Origin of the sequence: Mucilaginibacter sp. NFR10 (assembly GCF_900100445.1) — a bacterium.
Taxonomy (GTDB): domain Bacteria; phylum Bacteroidota; class Bacteroidia; order Sphingobacteriales; family Sphingobacteriaceae; genus Mucilaginibacter; species Mucilaginibacter rubeus.
In genome coordinates, this window is sequence record NZ_FMTV01000004.1 from 621,741 (window position 1) to 641,646 (window position 19,906).

Here is a 19,906-nt window from a genome sequence, read left to right on the forward strand (position 1 = left end):
AATGGTGAACGAACTATTTTGTTAACTAAATTAAATGAGACCAAATGAATTAGTAACTACAGAAGCCCTGGATGCCTTCGAAAAAAGAATCTTGGAAAAAATTGAAGCTCTTCTTCAGCCTGAAAAAATACAAAGCAAGCGATGGGTAAAGAGTAAGGACGTTAGAAAGCTATTAGACATCTCACCAGGTACTTTGCAAAATCTGCGAATCAATGGTACGCTTAGTTTCACTAAGATTGGCGGTATGATGTATTACAAGCTGGAGGATATTCAAAAAGTTCTGGAAGGAGGTAAACCATGAAACGATGTGTTAATGCCAAGGACTTTTCAGGATACAGGGAGCGGGTTGCAAAAATAAAAGAAGCCCCTCATTTATATACCAGTCATTCAAGCTTATATAGTGCTTTGTTTATTTTTTGGCAGCAAAACGGTGGTATTAGTCCGTTTTCAATTAGTCGCAGAGTGCTGATGTCTTACAGCAATATCGCTTCTATAGCTACTTATCACAAATGCATAAAAGATTTACAGGAGCATGGCTACATTATTTATGAGCCATCCTATCATCCAAAACAAGGAAGCTTGATTTATTGGCCGGAGGAGGTATTACAAAATCCATCGATCTCATGATCAGGAAATCTATAGATAATGTAATCCGTAAATCTTACGATCACGAAATCATAAGATCTTGCAATCCACAAATCTCATGATCTTATTATCTTGAAATCTTGCGATCTGCAAATATCGCGATCAAGGTATCTGCCTATCTAAGATCACCCAAAACAAGCCGTTTTCGAGAATCTCGAAAACGGCTTTTAAATGCTGTCGAAAATTACTCTGTCGCTTTTTTAAGAAGTATCAATTAACTTAAAAATCATTATCAAAAAACACGTTGCTTTTGTTACTGCAAGATGTCTTTTTGTATGACAAAAAGTCCCTTGCCCTACCGGGAGGATCTAAAAAAATTCGCAACTCATTTTTTCTTGGAGGTCTTTTAAAAGTTACATAAAAGCCTTGTTCCTGATTGGTCAGATGGGCAACAACGAATAAATTACTATCGTGAGATTACCTTACTCACCACTATCGCAAAGGTAGTCCAAGCCGGAATAAAATGTCAAGGGTATACAAGCGAGCCGTATTGTTCGCTTTCAGCGGTTGGCTTGCCCTTGACATTTTATCCGGCTTTGCTTTCAGTTGCTTACATGATGATTAAGGCAGCATTGTTCAAAGCTGTCAAAAAAGAAAAGAATTAATAAAGTCGATATGTGCTATAAGCGCATGTTTGCCGGATGAAAATTAAAAAAAATAACAAGTCCATTGGCTTGCTTTTTCAGCAGGCGCTCGACAGAAAGCTTTCTTCTGACATCAGTAAACTGCATAGAGATAGCCTTCGGTATGCCTACAATCAGTTCATGATCTTTTTAGGGCCAGAAGGCCGTGAAATGTCAATCAAGAAATTAAAGACATCTACAATTGAAGAATTCCTCCAACGGTACAATTCATCTCCAACAAGCTACATGAACAAAAGGCGTGAATTGAGCTCCCTTTTTAACGCGGCTACTCGACTAATCGATGAATCTTTAATGACAGTTAAGAAAACAGAAGTACAAAAAATCAAGCCTACACTTCATTTGGCTTATGAAAAGGATCAGCTAAAACCAGTGCTCAACTTTCTAAAGGCCAGGCAAACCAATCTTTATCGCTGCTGCCTGATGACCTATGGCTGCTTATTGCGGCCTCATGAGGAGATACGGCTACTGACCAAAAAGCATTTTAAGATTAACAATACCGAGATCCATTTGAATGGTAGTGAAAATAAGGGCGGTAAAATTCGGGTTGTCTATGTACCCGATTATGTAAGGCATGAGCTGGAGCCTGTTCTTGATGTAATTGGAAAAGATGACAATATATTCAGTTTAATTAACGAGCCGTTTAATGATGACTACTTCAGTAAACAATGGTCACGGGAAAAGAAGATATTATTGAGCCATGGGTTGATTTATCCTAAACAGACATTATATTCTTTTCGGCATACCGCTGCGATAGATGTATTTCGCCGTACTAAAGATGTTTATATGGTTCAGAAAATGATGGGACATTCATCAGTACTTATAACAATGAAATATCTCCGAAGCCTGGGTGAGTTTAACATGGACGAGTTAAAATCTGCAGCGCCCGTTTTATGATCAGGTTTACACGTAAAGAAATCTACCAGATGGTATGGGAGCTACCAATGACAGAGATTGCTAAGAAATATAAGATATCGGATGTTGGTTTTCGTAAAATATGCCTTCGTATGAATATTCCTGTTCCAAAAACAGGCTCCTGGGCTAAAGTTAAAGCAGGGCATCATAGACACCAACCTAAACTGCCGGCAAAGTGGGACGGACAAGATTTTATTGAACTCGAAGAACGGCCTCAGGAACAACCTGTTAAAAAAGCTTCCGAGCGGGTGCAACTCGTTAAGGAAATAATTCAGAAGGAATTACCTTTCAAGGTACCAGGACGGTTTATAAAACCTGATCCGCTAATTGTTGCTGCAAAAGAAAGTTTGGAAAAACTGACTGATATCAATTATCCTGGAATGGCTGTAACCACAAAAGGGCAACTGGATATTCGCGTGGCACCATCCAATATCGGGCGGGCACTTCGTTTCATGGATACGTTAATTAAATGCGTACATGCCAGAGGATACATTTATGAGATAACTATAGATGGGAATTATATTGTTATTGGTAATGTAAAACTCAGGGTCAATTTTCGGGAACGAACAACCAAATTCAAGGTGGATATGCCCTATCAGGAATTTGAATGGCGGCCAAATGGTAAAATAGTGTTTCGACTTGATGACAGATTAAAGTCTGAATGGGGAGATTCAAAAACCATACTATTAGAAGACCAGCTGCCAAAAATAATGGCTAAACTGGATATATCTGCTAAGCAAGAAGAGGAGTATTTAAAAAATGCACGTATATGGCAGGAGAACTGGGAAAAGCAACGTAAACTTCAGGCAAAACGTGATGCACACCAGCATGAAGAGCGAGAGAGTTTTAAAGAGTTAATTACGCAGGCAAAACGCTGGAAGCAGGCCCAGCTTGTTCGAGAGTACCTTGATGCAATACCCAGCCCTAATAATGACTGGCTGGCCTGGGCTAGGCATAAAGCAGATTGGCTAGACCCAATTGTAATGGCTGAAGATGAATGGATGACGGAAGGAGATAAAGATATCTTTTAACAATTATGATTACAAATGCCCAAGAGGAGATATAAATTACTATATCTGCCTCTTGGGCAAATATTGGCCTGTCTGACACAAAAAAGCCGCTCACTCGAGCGGCTAAAGCTAAATAAATACTAATTAACGCCTGGGACCTCTATAAGGCCTTAAATCTTGTTCGGGCGGTGGTGGGGTGAACTTTTCAGCAATAGCATTCACCGTTTTCGCAACCCTTTCATTTACACGTTCACTTACATGTTTCAAATTTCGGTTTTGAATGCTAAGTAAAGAGCGCAACTGCCAAGTTGAGCCGGAAGCATCAATAATCTCTAAGTTGTCAAAACTTTCAGCATAACGTTCAAGGAATTGCAATCCCAGATCATAATTTTGCTTAATGGTTTCATGATCGACATAATGACCGCCACTTGAAACTCTTTCGTTAACACGGTCGATAGATTGTTCTATATTTTCCAACGTCAGGTAAATCATGTTTGTAGTATATCTATGGCGCTTGAATTCAGCAACAATTTTTAATAAATTCTCATCTCTGAAATTGGTTTCCAAAGTAAAGTGCCGCCTATCCGTAATTGCGGCGATAACCTGTTCAAAAAATTCCTTTGTAGCATCATCATATACCCGCTTTTTAGGCATATCAGGTGATTGGGCCTCGATATGTGCAACAACTATGTCCGCGTCAAAAATAATGGCACCAGGCTCCGACAATTCTTTTGAAAAAGTCGATTTTCCAGCTCCATTTGGCCCCGCTACAAATAATAGCTGCGGGTAATTTGACATAAGATTAAAGATTTTTTACAAACTGCACATTGCCGTCGATATCCAACTTTACCAGTTCTTTCCTATCACTATACTCATGCACAGCATGGATATTGGTCGGACAAATAGATGGATCGTAATAAGTAAGGTAACCGCCATTAGCGAATTTGTCCCTTTTCATGGCTTCGTAGGTAGGGCGCAGTCTTTCTCGCAATTCTTCGTCTGATAACTCAAAGATTGGCTTTAAACGTAGATCTATCGCGGAGGAATTGCTCATTGTTTGATGGAATGTTCTCATACAAATATAATTAATTTAAGATAAATATTAATGGATCTGGCTATTCTAAGACAGACCAAAAGAATGTTTTAATAACTCTAAGGCTTTCTTTTGCTCTCTGATTTTCCCTACCCGGATCGCATCAACTAAAGCAAGGCTATCATATAATTTTTGATCGTTCAATGCCGCTGCCACTTGGTTAGCATATAGCGGTGCTATTGCGCGCCCTTTAATTTTTCCACCATCAGTTGGCCATACATAGTAGTTATCAAATACAAAATAGCCTTTCAATATAGGAGCACTGTGTGCGGTTGGCAATCCGCGTACAACAGTCCCCGGTTCCGCCGGGAAGACGTATTTCAATCCGTGTTCAATAAAACCATAAAGAGCAGTTTTGAAAACGACCTGTTTATCAGGGCTGATCAGCTTGGCAATTATCGAACGGTGTAGCGATTCGGTGATCGCGGAATTACTGAGACATAAGCTATTTGCGAGGTCTTTACTCGACCAGCTCTTTTCTAAAGAAATGATTTTTAGCAACACGACTACATCATGCGGTTTCATGCCGTTGTGTACTTTCATAAATAAAAGAATAAGGTGTCAGAATATTATTTTTCAAACTTTGTTAATTGGTGGTCTTAATTATTCACCGATAACTTAACTTTAAGTGCGGCCATATCAGAACTGATTTTATGATCCATCACCTTAGCATAGATTTGTGTGGTCTTGATGCTGGTGTGTCCCATCATCTTAGCCACACTTTCTATCGGAACGCCATTATTAAGCGTTACCGTGGTGGCAAACGTATGCCGGGCAATATGGAAAGTCAGTAGTTTGGAAATGCTGCACAAGTCAGCTATTTCCTTTAAATAGGCATTCATCTTTTGGTTACTCATCACTGGTAGCAAAAGATCATCGGCAATACATTGTGGGTTATCCTCGTATCCTTCAATAACTTTTAACGCTGCTGGCAAAATGGGAATGCGGGATAAAGTATCTGTTTTCTGGCGGTTGGTATGGATCCATAGGTCGCCGTCGACTCCCTTAGATATTTCAGAACGTTTAAGCTTTTTAACATCGACATAAGCAAGTCCTGTATAACAGCTAAACAGGAAGATGTCCCTAACCAATCGTAATCTGTCTACGGGAAATTGCTTTTCTGCAATAGCTGTCAATTCTTCTTTAGTCAGCGCCATCCGATGGACTTTCTTTGTTTTGGGTTTATAATTTAGATAAGGGTCAACGATAAGCCAGCCGTTTCCTAAACAGATGCGAACAATCTTGCCTAAGTTTTTGATATACTTGATTGCAGAGTTGTTAGCGCACTTGCGTACGCTCCGCAGGTAGTATTCAAAGTTATTCAAGAATTCAAAATTGATTTTAGTGATAGGCATGTCTGATACATTGTACTGCCATTGCATAAAATCTTTGGTATGCATTAAAGCTGTTTCATAACGCTGCAGTGTGCTCTTCTCAAATTCCTGTCCAACCAGACTTCGCATTTTTTGATTGTGATCTTCAAAAACGCTAACCAGGGTGCGTACCTTTTCAGTTTTACCAATAAACCGATTTTTGAGACTCTCAGCAGTAACCATTTCGTCATTAGCCGTCATCCAGCGATGGAATTCCTGGGCTTTGGCCTGCAAGGTGTCGAGATAAGAGTTGAGGGTGCGGACGTCTTCTTTTGTGCCGATAGCACGGCCTGCTTGTGTATTCCAGCGAGAAGGGTCGCAAGTTTTACCAGTTGAGGCTTCCGCTCTTTGGCCGTCAACAGTAAACCGGAGATAAATGGCCACTGGGCCATTTATGTAGGTAGAGCGCTTCTTTAAATAAAAAAGCAAATTGATGTTAGTTCTCATTACAAATGAATTAAATAGTGAAACAAAATTGATTATTCCATCACTTGCAATCAAGATGTTCACTCGCTGAACATCTTCTAAATCAGTTACTTATGGTGTTTCTGGTGAGCGTCTTTTTGGCTTTAATATGCTCACCGAATTGCTCACCTTTTTTTTGCTAAAACATGCATATTTTAGTGTTTTCGGCCAAACAAAAAAGCCTGTAAATCGATGATTTACAGGCTTTTAGGCAATTTTGACATTGTTTTCAGCGGAATGGACGGGACTCGAACCCGCGACCCCATGCGTGACAGGCATGTATTCTAACCAGCTGAACTACCACTCCTCCCGTTTGGGGTTGCAAATATACAAACCTTTTTGATCTACACAAATTGTAGAACTTAAAATAAAAAAAGCTTAAAACACAAAAAAGCCTTACTTTTCAGTAAGGCTTTTAGCGGAATGGACGGGACTCGAACCCGCGACCCCATGCGTGACAGGCATGTATTCTAACCAGCTGAACTACCACTCCTCCGTTTGGGTGTGCAAATATACAAACCATTTTATTCTACACAAATTGTTTTTTCAAAAAAGTTCATTATTTTGAAAATTAAGCACTTTTTTGTGCGGTGTGCCTTTTTTGGTGGCTGTAAATTACTGATATTCAACATTAAATCAGGAATCACAAAATATAAATCCTGTAGAAATTTAATAGTAGTTAATTCACTTCAAAGCTAAAATATTGGCTTGCGATGTCACCTTGTAACGTAACCCCTTGTACAATTCCTATATATTTCCCTGTTTGATCAGACGTATAAAACGACAACTGATTTTTACCAGCGGCTGAAGTGTTGATATCCGGCCCCCAATAAAGCAGGTTTCTGAAATCGGGTAACCTGTTTTTTACTGACTGTTCAGTGTCATATACCGGAGAATAAAACTCACGTTGTAATTGCAGACCTTCATAATCGAGCACTACTGCCTTTGGGTCTATTTCAACACCGCCAAGATCGCCCTTATAAGTTGTAAAGCTTAAGATTCCTTCGTAAACAGATGGTCCCCAATAATACCGGTACGGAACATCTTCCAGCTTACGAACTTTCAACGGGTCAATACCCATAACCTTATCTATGTTAAAAACAGGTACGTCATCAAGCATCACTAAGGGGTCGCCATCTAAAAATCCATTACCATTCAATACTTTGATGTGATACCGTTTTTGCGATCTGTTAACCCAAACCTCCTTTACATACTCTCTCAATACCTCTTCCATTGTAGTAAAGCGGGTATAGTTATCCAAAAGGTAGGTTTTATAGGGGGTTGTATAAAAACCCGAACTATCAACCTGCGGCTCATAAAAGTGCTTGATCTTATTGCCTAAATAAATATTTTGAACCTGCGTGCCCAGGCTTCGTTCTTCAATGGCACTTTGCATGCCCCGGGTTAGGTTAAATTTTAATATTGGGGATTTTGCGAATTGTTCAGAAAAAGGGCTTAAAATATCAATATGATAGGTGGTATCCCGTTCTGAATTGGTTTGAACTACTATTTCGCCGGGACCATAAAGTTGTCTTGTATTAAAAATCAACCTGCCTGTCGAATCGCTTTTTGCGGCATACAGCTGTACCCGTTTTCCCGGGACACTTAAATAAGCTACTACATCTTTGGCAATACCACCGGTTTGCGTATTGGTTATTTTACCGGTAATCAGGTGCCCGTCATACTCTGGCAAAAAACTAAATGCCGCCTGTTTATTACCAAATACATTATCCCATTGAAACCTTCGCCACCCTTGTGTTAGCATGAGGTTATCAAGGGCCGTGTCGGCTTCAGCATCGGAATTTTTGAAATAGTAGCCTGGCGATTCAATATTTCCACGTAAATCTGACTTGAGCCACAGATAGCTGAATATTTCGCCGGCATCAATATTTTGTAATGAGTCAATCTTATAAACCGACATTGACAGGTTAGCAGGTTTTACGCGCCCCGAAAAATCTTTGGCAGCGATGTCCACACTTACCTTTTTACGGCGGGTATATGAAGGCTGATCAGCAGAGGCCTCGATAATGAGGTTTTGTTTGGGACGTTTAAAATAAAGCCTTTCGCACACGGGTTGTCTGGCGCTATTGAAAATTGTTAAGTGCGACACTCCTTCGCCCAATTTAGCTTTATCAAGCGTAAAAATGGCACTGCCGTTGTTAAAAGGTGCTGTCATGCCGGCTTTAACCGATTGGCCTGTATGAGCAAACAGATATAATTCGCCAGCTTCAACGCCGGCGCCTTTTACTGTGATCTCCACCCGTGTGCTACCTGCATCTTTTACAGCCATTACATAACCCCGACTTTCAACGGCAGGTAACTCTTTGGTAACAGCCGGGGTATTGCCCGATTTAATAACAGCCGTATAAACATTCCCGGCTATCGGGGTGAATAAAAAGCTGCCAATACCAAATTTCAATGGCCGGAAGCGCGCTACCGTATCGTGCTTCTGATCAACAATAAAACCTCTGCATTCACTTAAGCCTGTACCGTCTGATGCCGTAACCTTAAAAGCAACTTTACTGTTAATACCCGCGACCAAATCTCCCCCTTCCGGGAAAAACTGAACATCGTAGCCCGGTGCCTGTACTTTAGTTATGGCTTCGGGAGATTTTAGAGGATTAATAATGGTAATATTCTTTTCGAAATAATAATCAGGAGTAAAATTTTTCATCCAGTTGGTATAGGCCCTTAACTTATAATTACCATTGCTTGCCGATACTGGTATATAAACAGAGCCACTCCCGAGGCCGTTTTTCATTTCTATTTTAGTTTGGATTATGGCATTTTGCTTGTTGTCCAATACATCAACATATACAACTTTGCTAAGGCCAAGCGGCTTATGATAAGTAGCGTCAACGTTATACGCTTTAAACCATAAAATTTCGCCGGTCATATAGGCGCTTTTGTCAGTATGTACAAAAATCTTTTCCTGTACAGTAGCCTGATAGTATTTGTTAAAGCTGTCGGAGATTTGGCTTATAGTTTGCGCCACCCCGTTCACTGACAACAGTAACATGCCGGAAATCATCGGAACCACAGCAAGTTTTTTAATTTCATTCATAGCCAAACCTTATTGATTTATTTTCATGGCATCATTCATAAACTTTTTTATCTCTCTTTCCAAAATGAGGGAGTTTGTACTCGTCCCCTGATCCTGCAATCGGTACATTCAATTGATGAATAAGTATAACCTATTACGTTCATTTTCTCGGTTATATCAAGCACAGGTATTGCATTACCATTAATTATGATGCCCAGTACATCATTTTGTTTGGTTTTGGGATTAAAAAAGAGTGCAGTATCAAGGGGACCGCAATCATATGGATATGTAGGCGCCCAATCGCGAGGGAGATCGGCATTGTCAATAAATACTCTTTTCGATTGAATGTTGGTTACACTTATATAGCCAATAACAGGCTCAGCCGGATCTTTAAGATTGTGGATATTCCCTGTTAACTGCGATGGCTGCGCATCAAATATACTTCCTAATTGCTCCGTATTTTTCTTCATATTTTCCCAAAACTGGTAAGCTTCTTTGGTTAACGCATACTGTTTCAGAAAAATGGAATAACGCATTTCAATCTTTTCAGATGTTGAGGCTATGGTTGTTACCGGTTGCTGGTATATTACATCTTGTGACAGCTTAGCTGATGATCCTATAACTATGGTACTGGATTTGGCCCCCGCAAAGCAGTAATAATTATACTCACTGGGTGGCCGAAAAACAACTGCTTTAGCCACAGGATCAACCATATAGGCCGATTGATATTTAGCATGAAAGCGCCACGTTTCTTCATAACTCCACCTATAATATCGGGAGCTATTGGAAGCATCGTGCGTATTTGCATAAACCTGCATGTTGCCATTTTTAATATTAAACCCTATGCTATCAATTGGCTGTGTCTTTTTTACCTCAACATAGTCAGACGCATACTCTTTATTATCGTTAGTGATAATATGCACACGGTACTTTTTTGACACATCCAGGTTAAGCGCCGGTATAACATAAGTCCCATTTCCCCGGGGTGTAAGTGAATATGCTGTTCCCTCCTCGGCTTCAACAGATACCGCGCAATTATCAACTCCGCTTGTGCTTACATTGCCTGAGATGTTAACCGTTCTGCTTAATTTTATTATGGTTGAATCGCTGCCATTGTTTATTACCCCTTCAACAACCAGGTAATGATTGGGAGAGTCAACAATTTTAGGGTTATAAGGCTTTTTACAGGCATTGTATATGCCCCCCAGCAATAATAAAATTAATATATATCGTTTTCCTTTCATCGCTTTCAATTAAAACCTGATATTGTAATTAATAAATGGAATAGGCTTGGCAAATATGGACAGCTTATACCCGTTAATGACCCCTCCCTGCTCTGTAAAGAATGTCGAATACGCGTTTTGCCTGCCGGTTAAGTTATACACCCCTATTGTAAATGAGTTATGGGTTAATTGGTGCACTTTATGGTTGCCCTCTATGTTCATTGAAAAATCCGACCTGAAATAATCCGGGATGCGGTATTGGTTCCTGTCCGAATAAAATACCCGCTCGGAACCACCATACTCATACTTGGCAATAGGCAGGGTAATAGGCCTGCCCGTGCTGTAAGTAAGATTTAAAGAAACACTGAACCTATGTGAAAACCTGTAGTTACCAATAAAATTAAAAGCATGTGGCTTATCAAAATTTGCAGGATAATAAGCCCCCCCATTAATCAAATCGCCGGCATTAGGATCATTTTGTCTTAAAAACGTGCGCGAATAAGTATAACTGATCCACCCATTGGCTTTCCCGGTGGCTTTTTTTACTAAAAACTCAATTCCATATGCTTTGCCTTTTGTACCTACCACATCCGTTTCAATATGATGGTTTAATACGAGGTTAGCGCCGCTCTTATAGTCGAGATAATCCCTTAATCGTTTGTAGTAAACCTCGACCGACGTTTCAATGGTGTTTGATTTTAAATTATGATAAAGGCCTAATGATACCTGGTCACCATATTGAGGTTTGATATTGGGATCACTCAGTTGCCAAACATCAGTGGGGGATATGGCAGTTGTGTTTGATAACAGGTGAATATACTGCCTGAGTGTGTTATAGCCGCCCTTGATTGATAGGTTATCGCCCAGTTGATATCTGGCCGAAAGCCTGATTTCGGGCCCCGAATAAGTTTTAATAAACTTACCACTTGCGTAATAGGTACTATCCAACAGGTTGGCGCTTGTTTTGGGCAGGTTAGGCGCATAGTTATACACTGTTTGCGGCCCCAGGAAATTATAGATCGAATACCTTACACCACCGCTTATCGACAGATCGTCGGTCACGTCAAACTTATCGCCCAGGTATAAGGCGCTTTCCAGGGCCTGTTGTGTGGAAACGACATCAGGAGCTACCAATGATTGGGCGCCAAGAGGCTGAAAGCTGCCCGGATGGAGCTTATAATAAATGGAACTTACCCCAAAATCGACAGTATTTTTGCGGTTAAGGTAATAGGTAAAATCCGTTTTAAAATTACTTTGGTTAATATCAAAATTCAGCTTATAAGCATTTACCGGGTTATCAGCGCTTGAAACATCATATTGGTACTTGTCTATCCCGGCCGTAATAACACTGAATAGTTTATTATTAAAATTATGCTTCCATTTTAGGTTGATATTCCTGTTGCTGTAACTATAAGCAGTATCGCTATTAAGCCTGAATTTATCTCTGCTTATATAGCTGGTTAGATACAGGTTGTTTTTATCATCAATCTGGTGGCTTATATCCAGGTTAAGATCATAAAATGAAGCCGAACTGTGCTTGTAGGCATCGGGCAGGAGTTTAAGGAGCCAGTCGGAGTAAGTGGTACGGCCTCCGAATGAAAACGAGGTTTTATCCTTGATGATAGGCCCTTCAACATTAAGCCTGCTGGTGATTAAACCAATGCCTGCCGAACCTGTAAATTTCTTTTTATTACCCTCACGATTGGTAACATCCAACACCGATGACAAACGCCCGCCGAACCTTTCGGGGATACTGCTTTTATATAGTTCGATATCTTTAACTATGTCGGGGTTAAATGATGAAAAGAAGCCGAAAAAATGCGAGGGGTTATAAATGGTGGCGTCATTCATCAGGATCAGGTTCTGATCGGCCGAGCCCCCGCGTACATTAAAACCCGTGGTAGCCTCGCCTACTGATTGAACGCCGGGCAGGGTAAGCACTACCCTTAATATATCGGCTTCGCCAAATACCGTAGGTACTTGTTTAATGCTTTTAATATCAAGCCTGTTCACCCCCAGTTGAACATTACGCACATTAGCCACTTTCTCGGCAGAGATCTTTACCTCTTTAAGGCTGGTTACCTGCTCTTGCATTTCAATAATGATCTTACCGTCCGAATAAAGGATGATCTGCCTGCGGGTATCGCGCATGCCAACGCCCCTAACGCTTAAAACCTGCCTGCCTTTGGGTAATTTGATAGTGAAATAGCCAAACTGGTCGGTAGCTACACCCGTTTTGGTATTGGTTACATATATGCTGGCACCTGTTACAGATTCGCCCGATTTTGCTTCCTTTACATATCCCGAAAGCGTTGCCGTACCCGCCTCAATAGTGTTGGTTTTGATCCCTATTTCGTATAGCTTATTTTCGGTTGTTGCTTCGGGTATCTTTTTATCTTTATCAAGATCAGCATTAGCCGGGGATACACTTATATTTGCTGCAGTTGCATTGGCAGTTGTAATGCCAAAATAACCTACCGCCAGTCCGGTTTGTATTTCGCGCCCTTTAGTTAAAAACACCTGCTGGTGTTTGGTTATGGCGAAACTAAAACCGGTGTTTTTAAAAGCCTGGCTCAATATGGTTTCAATAGGTTTATTGGTTGCCTGCAGAGTTATTTTCAAACTGTCAAACTGCATGGCGTCGTAAAAAAAATGAAAGCCTGATTTTGCTTCCAGCTCTGTTACAAACTGCTCAATCGTAGCTTGTTGAAAGTTTACGCTGATTGATTTTACCGGACCCTGCTGGGCCTGGCACAGTTTAATTAAAATCAAAAAACAGAAACTTAGAAAGTAAATTTTTTTCATCCGGTTATTTTATTTTCCTGCCGTATACATTAATGCTATATTATTTTTTGCCCTGTTATTAAATAATAAGGCACGCCGCATTAATTAGTTAAATGATCATAATAAGTAGTTACATCCACTATAGCCTGTTCCTGATTTTCGCGAAAGTCGATATGATTGGCTTTTATATATTGCCGCAACTCCTTCTTTTTATCCTTCAAAATATCTAACAGTCCGCCCTTTCCGCTAAAGCTGAAATAGTTATCCCCTTCTTTAACATAATAATCTTTGGTTTCGCTAAAAAAAGATTCGATGGTGTTGTTTCCCGTGCTGGTTTGGATGCTCTTGGCCCTTTTTACAATGATCCCGATCTTTTTTCCCTGGTATAATTGATCATAGAAACCGGTAGCAAGGCGGGCCTGGCCTGTCGAATCGGTAGTAATGCGTATAAAATGATGGTTAAGCAGCCAGAACTCCGGCACACGCTCGCTTAGTAATGAAATTTTTGTAAAGTGGTTATAAAGCAGTATAACCACCAAATCTTTATTCAGATCATATAACATCGGGACGTCGCGATAAACCGCTGCCCCGTATTTTACATCTCCAGCCGTAAATGACTTATTGTCAAAAACATATGCGTTACCTTTTATTATGGGATCATAAAACTCATATTCGGGCCCGTTATATAAGTGTGATTGTTGCCCTATAGCAGTGTGATAATTAGCAATTACGAGGCCTAAACCCGTGCTATCGGGACCCGTTTGTGCAGAAACATGACCGTTTGCCATTATGCCCCAGGTGATAACTAGGGCCAGGAGTGATTTTTTTACCATTTAGGTTTTTATAAAAACGGAATTTACATGACTTTCACTTAATTACCAAATCACTCTCCCTTAATACGCTACAGCAAGTGTATTAATCGTGTTACATAAAAAAGCGACTGGGCGACTACAACGTACTATTACGAATGAGCTAAAACAGATGCAACAACCATTGTTAAATAATTGCGTATTACGCAACTAAATTATCTCCCCCTCTTCTGTAACAACCGCCCCCTGTCATCGTCTTATTTTTGTGTAGACAATTTTACAATATCACCTCAATAAAACATCTACCTTAGATTAAGCGTTTAATTGCCGGTTTGTCTCCGGCTCAATACCTGCAGCGCCGCGCAAAACCCAATAGGCTACACAGGTTTTACCTAAAAATAACACATACTAAAATGGCTATTAACTTACAAAAAGGGCAGAAAATTGATATCGGCCTTTCAAAAATGACAGTTGGCTTGGGCTGGAACCCAAACGAAGGCACAGGTTATGACTTCGACCTTGACGTATCGGCTATCATGATCGATGCTAACCGACTGGTACCCCAGGATGAATTTTTTGTATTCTATAATAATGTCGACTCGCCCGAGCAATCGGTACATCATACCGGCGATGACCCAACAGGCGGCAACAGCGACGGCGGCGATGATGAATCGATCACTGTTGACCTCACTAAAGTAGATGCCCGCATCCAGGAGATCCTGTTTGTGGTAACTATTCACGAAGCACAAGCCCGTCGTCAAAATTTTGGCCAGGTGCGTGACTCATACATTCGTATCTTAGATAACCAAACGGGTGCCGAAGTATGCAAATATGAATTGGGTGAGGATTTTTCTATCGAAACAGCCATTGAGTTTGGCAGATTATACAAACGCGGTGGCGCATGGAAATTTGAAGCATCTGGTGTGGGTTACAAAGAAGACCTCGCCTTCTTTTTAAGTAAATATTTTAAAGGGCAAATAATCAAATAAGGCAATGGCTATAAATTTGGTAAAAGGTCAAACAATTGACCTGCGTAAAAATGATAAAGGCGAAAGCTTCGACCTGTCATCAGTAACTATAGGTTTGGGCTGGGACGTTAGGAAAACCCATGGCGGCTTTTTAGGCAAGCTGTTTGGCGGTGCCGAAGAGGCAGAATATGATTTGGATGCGATTGCATTTTTGCTGGACAAGAACGGTAAAGTAGCGAATCGCGGCTATGCCAAACAAACCGCTAATGGGCGTACTATCAATATGTTCGAGGGAGATGTGATTTACTTTAACTCGATGCGCCATCCTTCGGGACACATCTGGCTTACCGGCGATAACCGCACCGGGGCCGGTGAGGGCGATGACGAGCAAATCATCGTAAAGCTTGATTCGCTCGATCCGAAATATGACCGCATCCTTTTCCTGGTAGCTATTTATCAGGGGCGTAAAAACAATCAACACTTTGGCATGGTGGAGAATGCTTTCATCCGCGCGGTTGACAGCCATGGTAAAGAGATCGCAAAATTCAGTCTCTCCGGCGATTCAACTTACAACGGCATGTGTTCCATGACCTTTGCGGAAGTATACCGCAAAGACGGCACCTGGAAATTCCGTGCCATAGGTGATCCGCATAGTACTGATAGTCTTTCGGAATTGCTTCGGAACTATTAATATAAAAACATGTCATTGCGAGGAGGAACGACGAAGCAATCGCACGTAAGCATAGCCGCTCTGTATAGCAAGCGATTGCCACGCTACGCTCGCAATGACATTTTGGTTAAGTTTAATTCTACCTAAACATAAATGTACCAACATTACTCATTTGATCTTTGGCTCACGCTCATCAAATCAAACCCATACTTTAAAATAGAACGTACCAAGATCTTTCACCGGGATTTTAATCCGGCGGGTAAAAGTATTGATGAGGTAGCGCGGGCTTTCAGGCAGGTTGACCTCATGTGCAATGCCGTGAACGAACGTACTGGTAAAAACATTGACGCGGATGAAATGTACCTGATGGTGATCAGCACAATTAATGATAACCAATATCCGCTTGCCGATGTTAATATCGATAAGCTGTATGCCGACATGGAAACCCTGCTGTTTTACTATCTGCCGGTGCTTTACTCACCTGTAACAATTGAGGTGCTGCAGCATCTAAAACAAAAAGGTGATTGCTCATTGAGTATTTTAAGTAATACAGGCTTTATAAAAGGACAAACGCTCCGCAAGGTAATGGTTAAATTAGGGCTGGATACGTTCTTTAACTTTCAGATCTATTCGGACGAGGAGGGGATGTCGAAACCAAACGGGGATTTATTTAAGCTGATGGTGCAAAAAGTTAAAGAGTGTAATAAACCAAAGCAGATAGACCGGTCAGGTATCATACATATAGGCGATAACCCGGCGGCAGATATAGCGGGGGCTAAAGATGCAGGCCTTGATAGCCTGCTCATCAATTCAAACAACTTATCCATTTTAACCTTATTAAGTTTATGAAAGCTACCTACTCATTACATCATATCAACAGCGCAACACATTTTGGTTTCGATGCCGATGATTACAGTCGCTTTAAATTTGGCGATGGCGAGGTATCCCGCTACTTCGGCACCGATCTGGCCGATGGCTTTATCAGCGAAATCTTAACTAAACAGCCAATAGAAAAACAGATCGTAGTTATATCAAGCCCATACTCATTTATTCCTACGGCTACTTTTGCAATGAAAAACCACTTTGTGTGCAGGCTTAACCGCTGGCTGGCCCATCATGGTTACCCTGTAGTGCAGGAAACCAAGGTTCACCGTACCATAACCTACAAAGAAGATTATGGCGAGCTGGATGCTGAGCAAAGGATTAATTTAATAGGTAACGATTCGTTTCATATTGATAAGGATTTTCTTAAAGACAAAACCCTGCTTTTTTTAGATGATATCAAGATAACCGGCAGTCACGAACGCATGATCATGAAAATGGTAAATGAATACGGTTTACAGAACGATATTTACATGCTGTACTTTGCCGAACTGGTGAACAAAAACATCCACCCCAATATTGAGAATTATCTTAACTATCATCATGTTAAAAACATTTACCATTTAAATGATATCATTAAGGGCACTAATTTTTGCATCAACACCCGCATAGTAAAATATATTTTAAATTACGATCACGAAAGTTTTTGCATCTTTATACAAGATCAAGGCAGCAATTTCATAAACTTGCTGTATGATATGGCTTTGGGTAATGGTTATCATACCATTGAAGCCTATACACCTAACTTAAACTTTATTAAACAAAACCTATTAATAAACAATAATAAACTAATTCAGCATGGCAATTAACTTGCAAAAAGGCCAAAGGGAAACTATTGGTGCCCCTAAATTTACGATAGGCCTTGGTTGGGATACAAACAGCTCATCAACAGGCTCGGCCTTTGACCTGGACGCTTCGGTGTTCATCATGGGCGATAATAAGAAAATACTGGCCGACGAATTTTTCGTTTTCTATAATAACTCAAAATCTCCGGATGGTGCTGTAGAGCATACCGGCGATAACCTGACCGGTGCAGGTGACGGTGACGATGAGCAGATCATTGTTGATCTTTCAAAGATCGATCCGCGTGCTACTGAGATCTGCATTGTGGTAACCATTCATGAGGCCGAAAGCCGCCGCCAAAACTTTGGTCAGGTACGCAACTCTTTTGTCCGCATTTTTGACTCGGCTACTAACGTCGATATTTTGAAATACGAACTGGAAGAAGACTTTTCGATAGAAACCGCGGTTGAATTTGGCCGTATCTACAAAAAAGATAACAACTGGAAATTTGAAGCTGTGGGTGCCGGTATGAAAGGCGGCTTACAGGATTATTTAAACAAATACAACTAAAATTATGGCTATCAATCTTCAAAAAGGACAGCGGATCAGCCTTGAAAAAAGTAACGGCAGCAAATTACAAAATGTATGCGTTGGGATAAACTGGGGCGCGATAGAAAGAAAAGGCCTGTTTGGCTTTGGCACTACCAAAGAGGCCGTTGACCTTGATGCCAGCTGCATTTTATATGATGAAAGCAAACGTTTGGTTGATGTAATCTACTTCGGAAACCTGCGTTCAAAAGACCACGCTGTAAGGCACAGCGGTGATGACCTAACCGGCGATATGGCCGGCAACGACGGCCTGGACAATGAAGTGATCACCGTTGATTTTGCTACGCTGAGCCCAACCATAAGCTATGTAGCCTTTGTGTTAAACAGCTTCCGTGGCCAGGACTTCGGCACTATACCGTTTGCCTCTATCCGTATTTATGAAGGTACGCCAACCCGTGTTAACGAAATCTTCGCTACTTATGATATTGCGCACAGCAAGGATTTTGCAGGCCATGTATCTATGGTGATGGGCGTGTTTTACAAAAAGAACGGCGAGTGGAAATTTAATGCCATCGGCGAACCAACCCGCGACCGTAAATTGGAAGAAACAGTGAAAACTGTAACCGCAACCTACTTGTAAAAGTTTAATTCATTGATCTTAAGTATTAAGCCGGGTGGCGCTTAAGATCAGCTAATTAAGTACTACTAAATCATTAATAATAAGATTATGGAAAGTGCACCAAACAATGATGAACTAAATCTGAATATACCACCGCTGATCACTCCAACCAATCTGGATCTTCCGGCGGCAGCCGCACCAACCGGCAATGTGCCTATGAAGGTGGATAAACAAGGTAATGTCAACCTTGACGCTATACCAAACCAGGACCTGCAAAAATATGGAGAGATGGGTAAGGATATTAATCCGGCGGATGTTAACTCGATACTGAACTATGGTGTTGAGGTACAAAACTCCATGGAGAAATACAGCAACAACTTTCTTACTTCAGTACGCACCTATAACTCTGGCGAAGTAGGCGGGCTGATTAACGAGTTACTTACCGAGCTTAATTATATTGACGTTGACGAGCTGAACCAAAACGCGTTCACTTCATTTATATCACATATCCCGTTCATGAAAAAGCTGGTGGTTGATACCAAAAAGCTTTTCCAGAAATACGATACTGTGGTTAATAACATCGATAAGATCACCAATAAGATCAAGGCAGGCCGCGTTAATTCGTTAAAGGATAACAGCTCGCTGCAAACCATGTTTGACAGCAACGTTACTTATATCAAGCAAATGGAAGACCTGATCATTGCCGGGCAGCTCAAATACAATGAGCTTAACGAAAAACTGGCTGTGATGGACGGTAACCCGACAGGCTACCAGGACTATGAAATTGCCGATCTGCGCGATTTTGTGAACCGCCTTGATAAACGCCTTGCCGACCTGAAGGTAGTTCGCTTTATTATGCTGCAATCCCTGGCGCAGATCCGTGTGGTGCAGAACAACAATACCACCATTGCCGAAAAGGCGCAATCTATCGTATCAACCACTATCCCGGTTTGGAAAAACCAGCTCACTATAGCTGTTGCCCTCAACCGTCAGAAAGAGAATGTGGAGATGCAGAAAAAGATCTCGGATACCACCAATACCATTTTACAAAAGAATGCCGAAATGCTGAAACAAAACAGTATTGATGTAGCCCGCGAAAATGAAAAAACGGTAGTATCGTTAGATACACTGAAAAAGACCACTTCATCTCTTATTGAAACCCTTACTGAGGTAAAACGGATCCACGATGAAGGCACGGCCAATCGCCGCACGTTAAATACCGAGCTTCAAAACCTGGAAACAGAACTGAAGAAAACGGTAACGAGTGTGAGTTAAGGCCCACCCAACTCCCTTCCGGGCATAACCGTCAATTTAAGCGAAAGCAATAAAAATGAGTTTGTTTTTTTGAGATTGAGGGCAGAACGTAGTTTGCCCGTAAAGGCAAACTTTATGTATTTTTGCTCTCATAGTTTTATTTCTATTTTTTTGAAAGGC

General features: G+C 41.0%; 19 protein-coding genes and 2 tRNA genes. 11 read left to right on the top strand and 10 right to left on the bottom strand.

The features are described from left to right. The first annotated feature begins 34 nt into the window (after positions 1–34). From BLP33_RS17100 to BLP33_RS17115, 4 genes are all read left to right on the top strand, one after another. The gene (locus BLP33_RS17100) at positions 35–301 is read left to right on the top strand and encodes a helix-turn-helix domain-containing protein (RefSeq protein ID WP_090531194.1); all 267 of its coding nucleotides are present in this window, start codon (positions 35–37) and stop codon (positions 299–301) included. Then, entirely contained in the window at positions 298–627 is a 330-nt protein-coding gene (locus tag BLP33_RS17105) for a winged helix-turn-helix domain-containing protein (protein WP_090531197.1), read from the top strand. The genes BLP33_RS17100 and BLP33_RS17105 overlap by 4 nt, the downstream gene beginning before the upstream one ends. A gap of 659 nt (positions 628–1,286) precedes the next feature. Continuing rightward, positions 1,287–2,183: a tyrosine-type recombinase/integrase gene (locus tag BLP33_RS17110; protein WP_090531201.1), complete on the top strand. Its 897-nt coding sequence runs from the start codon at positions 1,287–1,289 to the stop codon at positions 2,181–2,183. 29 nt (positions 2,184–2,212) lie between these two features. Continuing rightward, positions 2,213–3,232, top strand: a complete 1,020-nt coding sequence (locus tag BLP33_RS17115; RefSeq protein WP_175490037.1) for a hypothetical protein — start codon at positions 2,213–2,215, stop codon at positions 3,230–3,232. A gap of 123 nt (positions 3,233–3,355) precedes the next feature. On the opposite strand, the gene BLP33_RS17120 is transcribed toward BLP33_RS17115, so the two are convergent. The 10 genes from BLP33_RS17120 to BLP33_RS17165 form a co-directional block, all read right to left on the bottom strand. Further along, complete coding sequence (locus BLP33_RS17120) at positions 3,356–4,009, bottom strand: zeta toxin family protein (RefSeq protein WP_090531207.1); 654 nt, start codon at positions 4,007–4,009, stop codon at positions 3,356–3,358. A gap of 4 nt (positions 4,010–4,013) precedes the next feature. Next, a complete protein-coding gene (locus tag BLP33_RS17125; RefSeq protein WP_139160012.1) occupies positions 4,014–4,286 on the bottom strand; it encodes a hypothetical protein in 273 nt (90 codons plus the stop codon). A gap of 45 nt (positions 4,287–4,331) precedes the next feature. After that, positions 4,332–4,847 (bottom strand): hypothetical protein, encoded by a 516-nt coding sequence (locus BLP33_RS17130; RefSeq protein ID WP_090531214.1) that lies wholly within the window; start codon positions 4,845–4,847, stop codon positions 4,332–4,334. Between the two features lie 56 nt (positions 4,848–4,903). Then, positions 4,904–6,124 (bottom strand): site-specific integrase, encoded by a 1,221-nt coding sequence (locus BLP33_RS17135; protein WP_090531218.1) that lies wholly within the window; start codon positions 6,122–6,124, stop codon positions 4,904–4,906. A gap of 251 nt (positions 6,125–6,375) precedes the next feature. Then, positions 6,376–6,449: transfer RNA gene (locus tag BLP33_RS17140), tRNA-Asp, on the bottom strand. A 112-nt stretch (positions 6,450–6,561) separates the two neighbouring features. Then, a tRNA-Asp gene (locus BLP33_RS17145) sits at positions 6,562–6,635 on the bottom strand. A 186-nt stretch (positions 6,636–6,821) separates the two neighbouring features. Then, positions 6,822–9,206 carry a hypothetical protein gene (locus BLP33_RS17150; RefSeq protein ID WP_090531220.1) on the bottom strand — a complete coding sequence of 795 codons (2,385 nt, stop codon included), beginning with the start codon at positions 9,204–9,206 and terminating at the stop codon, positions 6,822–6,824. Positions 9,207–9,253: 47 nt separating this feature from the next. Next, complete coding sequence (locus BLP33_RS17155) at positions 9,254–10,429, bottom strand: DUF4249 domain-containing protein (RefSeq protein ID WP_090531222.1); 1,176 nt, start codon at positions 10,427–10,429, stop codon at positions 9,254–9,256. A gap of 9 nt (positions 10,430–10,438) precedes the next feature. Further along, complete coding sequence (locus BLP33_RS17160) at positions 10,439–13,213, bottom strand: TonB-dependent receptor (RefSeq protein WP_090531224.1); 2,775 nt, start codon at positions 13,211–13,213, stop codon at positions 10,439–10,441. An 80-nt stretch (positions 13,214–13,293) separates the two neighbouring features. Further along, complete coding sequence (locus BLP33_RS17165; RefSeq protein ID WP_090531229.1) at positions 13,294–14,025, bottom strand: hypothetical protein; 732 nt, start codon at positions 14,023–14,025, stop codon at positions 13,294–13,296. 389 nt (positions 14,026–14,414) lie between these two features. On the opposite strand from BLP33_RS17165, the gene BLP33_RS17170 reads away from it, so the two are divergent. From BLP33_RS17170 to BLP33_RS17200, 7 genes are all read left to right on the top strand, one after another. Further along, positions 14,415–14,990 (top strand): TerD family protein, encoded by a 576-nt coding sequence (locus tag BLP33_RS17170; protein ID WP_090531232.1) that lies wholly within the window; start codon positions 14,415–14,417, stop codon positions 14,988–14,990. 4 nt (positions 14,991–14,994) lie between these two features. After that, the gene (locus tag BLP33_RS17175; RefSeq protein WP_090531234.1) at positions 14,995–15,660 is read left to right on the top strand and encodes a TerD family protein; all 666 of its coding nucleotides are present in this window, start codon (positions 14,995–14,997) and stop codon (positions 15,658–15,660) included. Between the two features lie 132 nt (positions 15,661–15,792). Continuing rightward, on the top strand, positions 15,793–16,488 hold the full coding sequence (locus BLP33_RS17180) for an HAD family hydrolase (RefSeq protein WP_090531236.1): 696 nt from the start codon (positions 15,793–15,795) through the stop codon (positions 16,486–16,488). After that, positions 16,485–17,330: a phosphoribosyltransferase family protein gene (locus tag BLP33_RS17185; protein ID WP_090531238.1), complete on the top strand. Its 846-nt coding sequence runs from the start codon at positions 16,485–16,487 to the stop codon at positions 17,328–17,330. The genes BLP33_RS17180 and BLP33_RS17185 overlap by 4 nt, the downstream gene beginning before the upstream one ends. Continuing rightward, positions 17,320–17,874, top strand: a complete 555-nt coding sequence (locus BLP33_RS17190) for a TerD family protein (protein ID WP_090531242.1) — start codon at positions 17,320–17,322, stop codon at positions 17,872–17,874. Before BLP33_RS17185 ends, BLP33_RS17190 begins: the two co-directional genes overlap by 11 nt. 4 nt (positions 17,875–17,878) lie before the next feature. Beyond that, the gene (locus tag BLP33_RS17195; protein ID WP_090531247.1) at positions 17,879–18,493 is read left to right on the top strand and encodes a TerD family protein; all 615 of its coding nucleotides are present in this window, start codon (positions 17,879–17,881) and stop codon (positions 18,491–18,493) included. An 87-nt stretch (positions 18,494–18,580) separates the two neighbouring features. Continuing rightward, a complete protein-coding gene (locus BLP33_RS17200; RefSeq protein WP_090531250.1) occupies positions 18,581–19,747 on the top strand; it encodes a toxic anion resistance protein in 1,167 nt (388 codons plus the stop codon). Positions 19,748–19,906 lie beyond the last annotated feature (159 nt).

Bases quoted from the DNA above. Each gene is read 5' to 3' on its own strand.
- BLP33_RS17100 (WP_090531194.1), top strand. From the start codon at position 35: ATGAGACCAAATGAATTAGTAACTACAGAAGCCCTGGATGCCTTCGAA.
- BLP33_RS17105 (WP_090531197.1), top strand. From the start codon at position 298: ATGAAACGATGTGTTAATGCCAAGGACTTTTCAGGATACAGGGAGCGG.
- BLP33_RS17110 (WP_090531201.1), top strand. From the start codon at position 1,287: ATGAAAATTAAAAAAAATAACAAGTCCATTGGCTTGCTTTTTCAGCAG.
- BLP33_RS17115 (WP_175490037.1), top strand. From the start codon at position 2,213: ATGGTATGGGAGCTACCAATGACAGAGATTGCTAAGAAATATAAGATA.
- BLP33_RS17120 (WP_090531207.1), bottom strand. From the start codon at position 4,009: ATGTCAAATTACCCGCAGCTATTATTTGTAGCGGGGCCAAATGGAGCT.
- BLP33_RS17125 (WP_139160012.1), bottom strand. From the start codon at position 4,286: ATGAGAACATTCCATCAAACAATGAGCAATTCCTCCGCGATAGATCTA.
- BLP33_RS17130 (WP_090531214.1), bottom strand. From the start codon at position 4,847: ATGAAAGTACACAACGGCATGAAACCGCATGATGTAGTCGTGTTGCTA.
- BLP33_RS17135 (WP_090531218.1), bottom strand. From the start codon at position 6,124: ATGAGAACTAACATCAATTTGCTTTTTTATTTAAAGAAGCGCTCTACC.
- BLP33_RS17150 (WP_090531220.1), bottom strand. From the start codon at position 9,206: ATGAATGAAATTAAAAAACTTGCTGTGGTTCCGATGATTTCCGGCATG.
- BLP33_RS17155 (WP_090531222.1), bottom strand. From the start codon at position 10,429: ATGAAAGGAAAACGATATATATTAATTTTATTATTGCTGGGGGGCATA.
- BLP33_RS17160 (WP_090531224.1), bottom strand. From the start codon at position 13,213: ATGAAAAAAATTTACTTTCTAAGTTTCTGTTTTTTGATTTTAATTAAA.
- BLP33_RS17165 (WP_090531229.1), bottom strand. From the start codon at position 14,025: ATGGTAAAAAAATCACTCCTGGCCCTAGTTATCACCTGGGGCATAATG.
- BLP33_RS17170 (WP_090531232.1), top strand. From the start codon at position 14,415: ATGGCTATTAACTTACAAAAAGGGCAGAAAATTGATATCGGCCTTTCA.
- BLP33_RS17175 (WP_090531234.1), top strand. From the start codon at position 14,995: ATGGCTATAAATTTGGTAAAAGGTCAAACAATTGACCTGCGTAAAAAT.
- BLP33_RS17180 (WP_090531236.1), top strand. From the start codon at position 15,793: ATGTACCAACATTACTCATTTGATCTTTGGCTCACGCTCATCAAATCA.
- BLP33_RS17185 (WP_090531238.1), top strand. From the start codon at position 16,485: ATGAAAGCTACCTACTCATTACATCATATCAACAGCGCAACACATTTT.
- BLP33_RS17190 (WP_090531242.1), top strand. From the start codon at position 17,320: ATGGCAATTAACTTGCAAAAAGGCCAAAGGGAAACTATTGGTGCCCCT.
- BLP33_RS17195 (WP_090531247.1), top strand. From the start codon at position 17,879: ATGGCTATCAATCTTCAAAAAGGACAGCGGATCAGCCTTGAAAAAAGT.
- BLP33_RS17200 (WP_090531250.1), top strand. From the start codon at position 18,581: ATGGAAAGTGCACCAAACAATGATGAACTAAATCTGAATATACCACCG.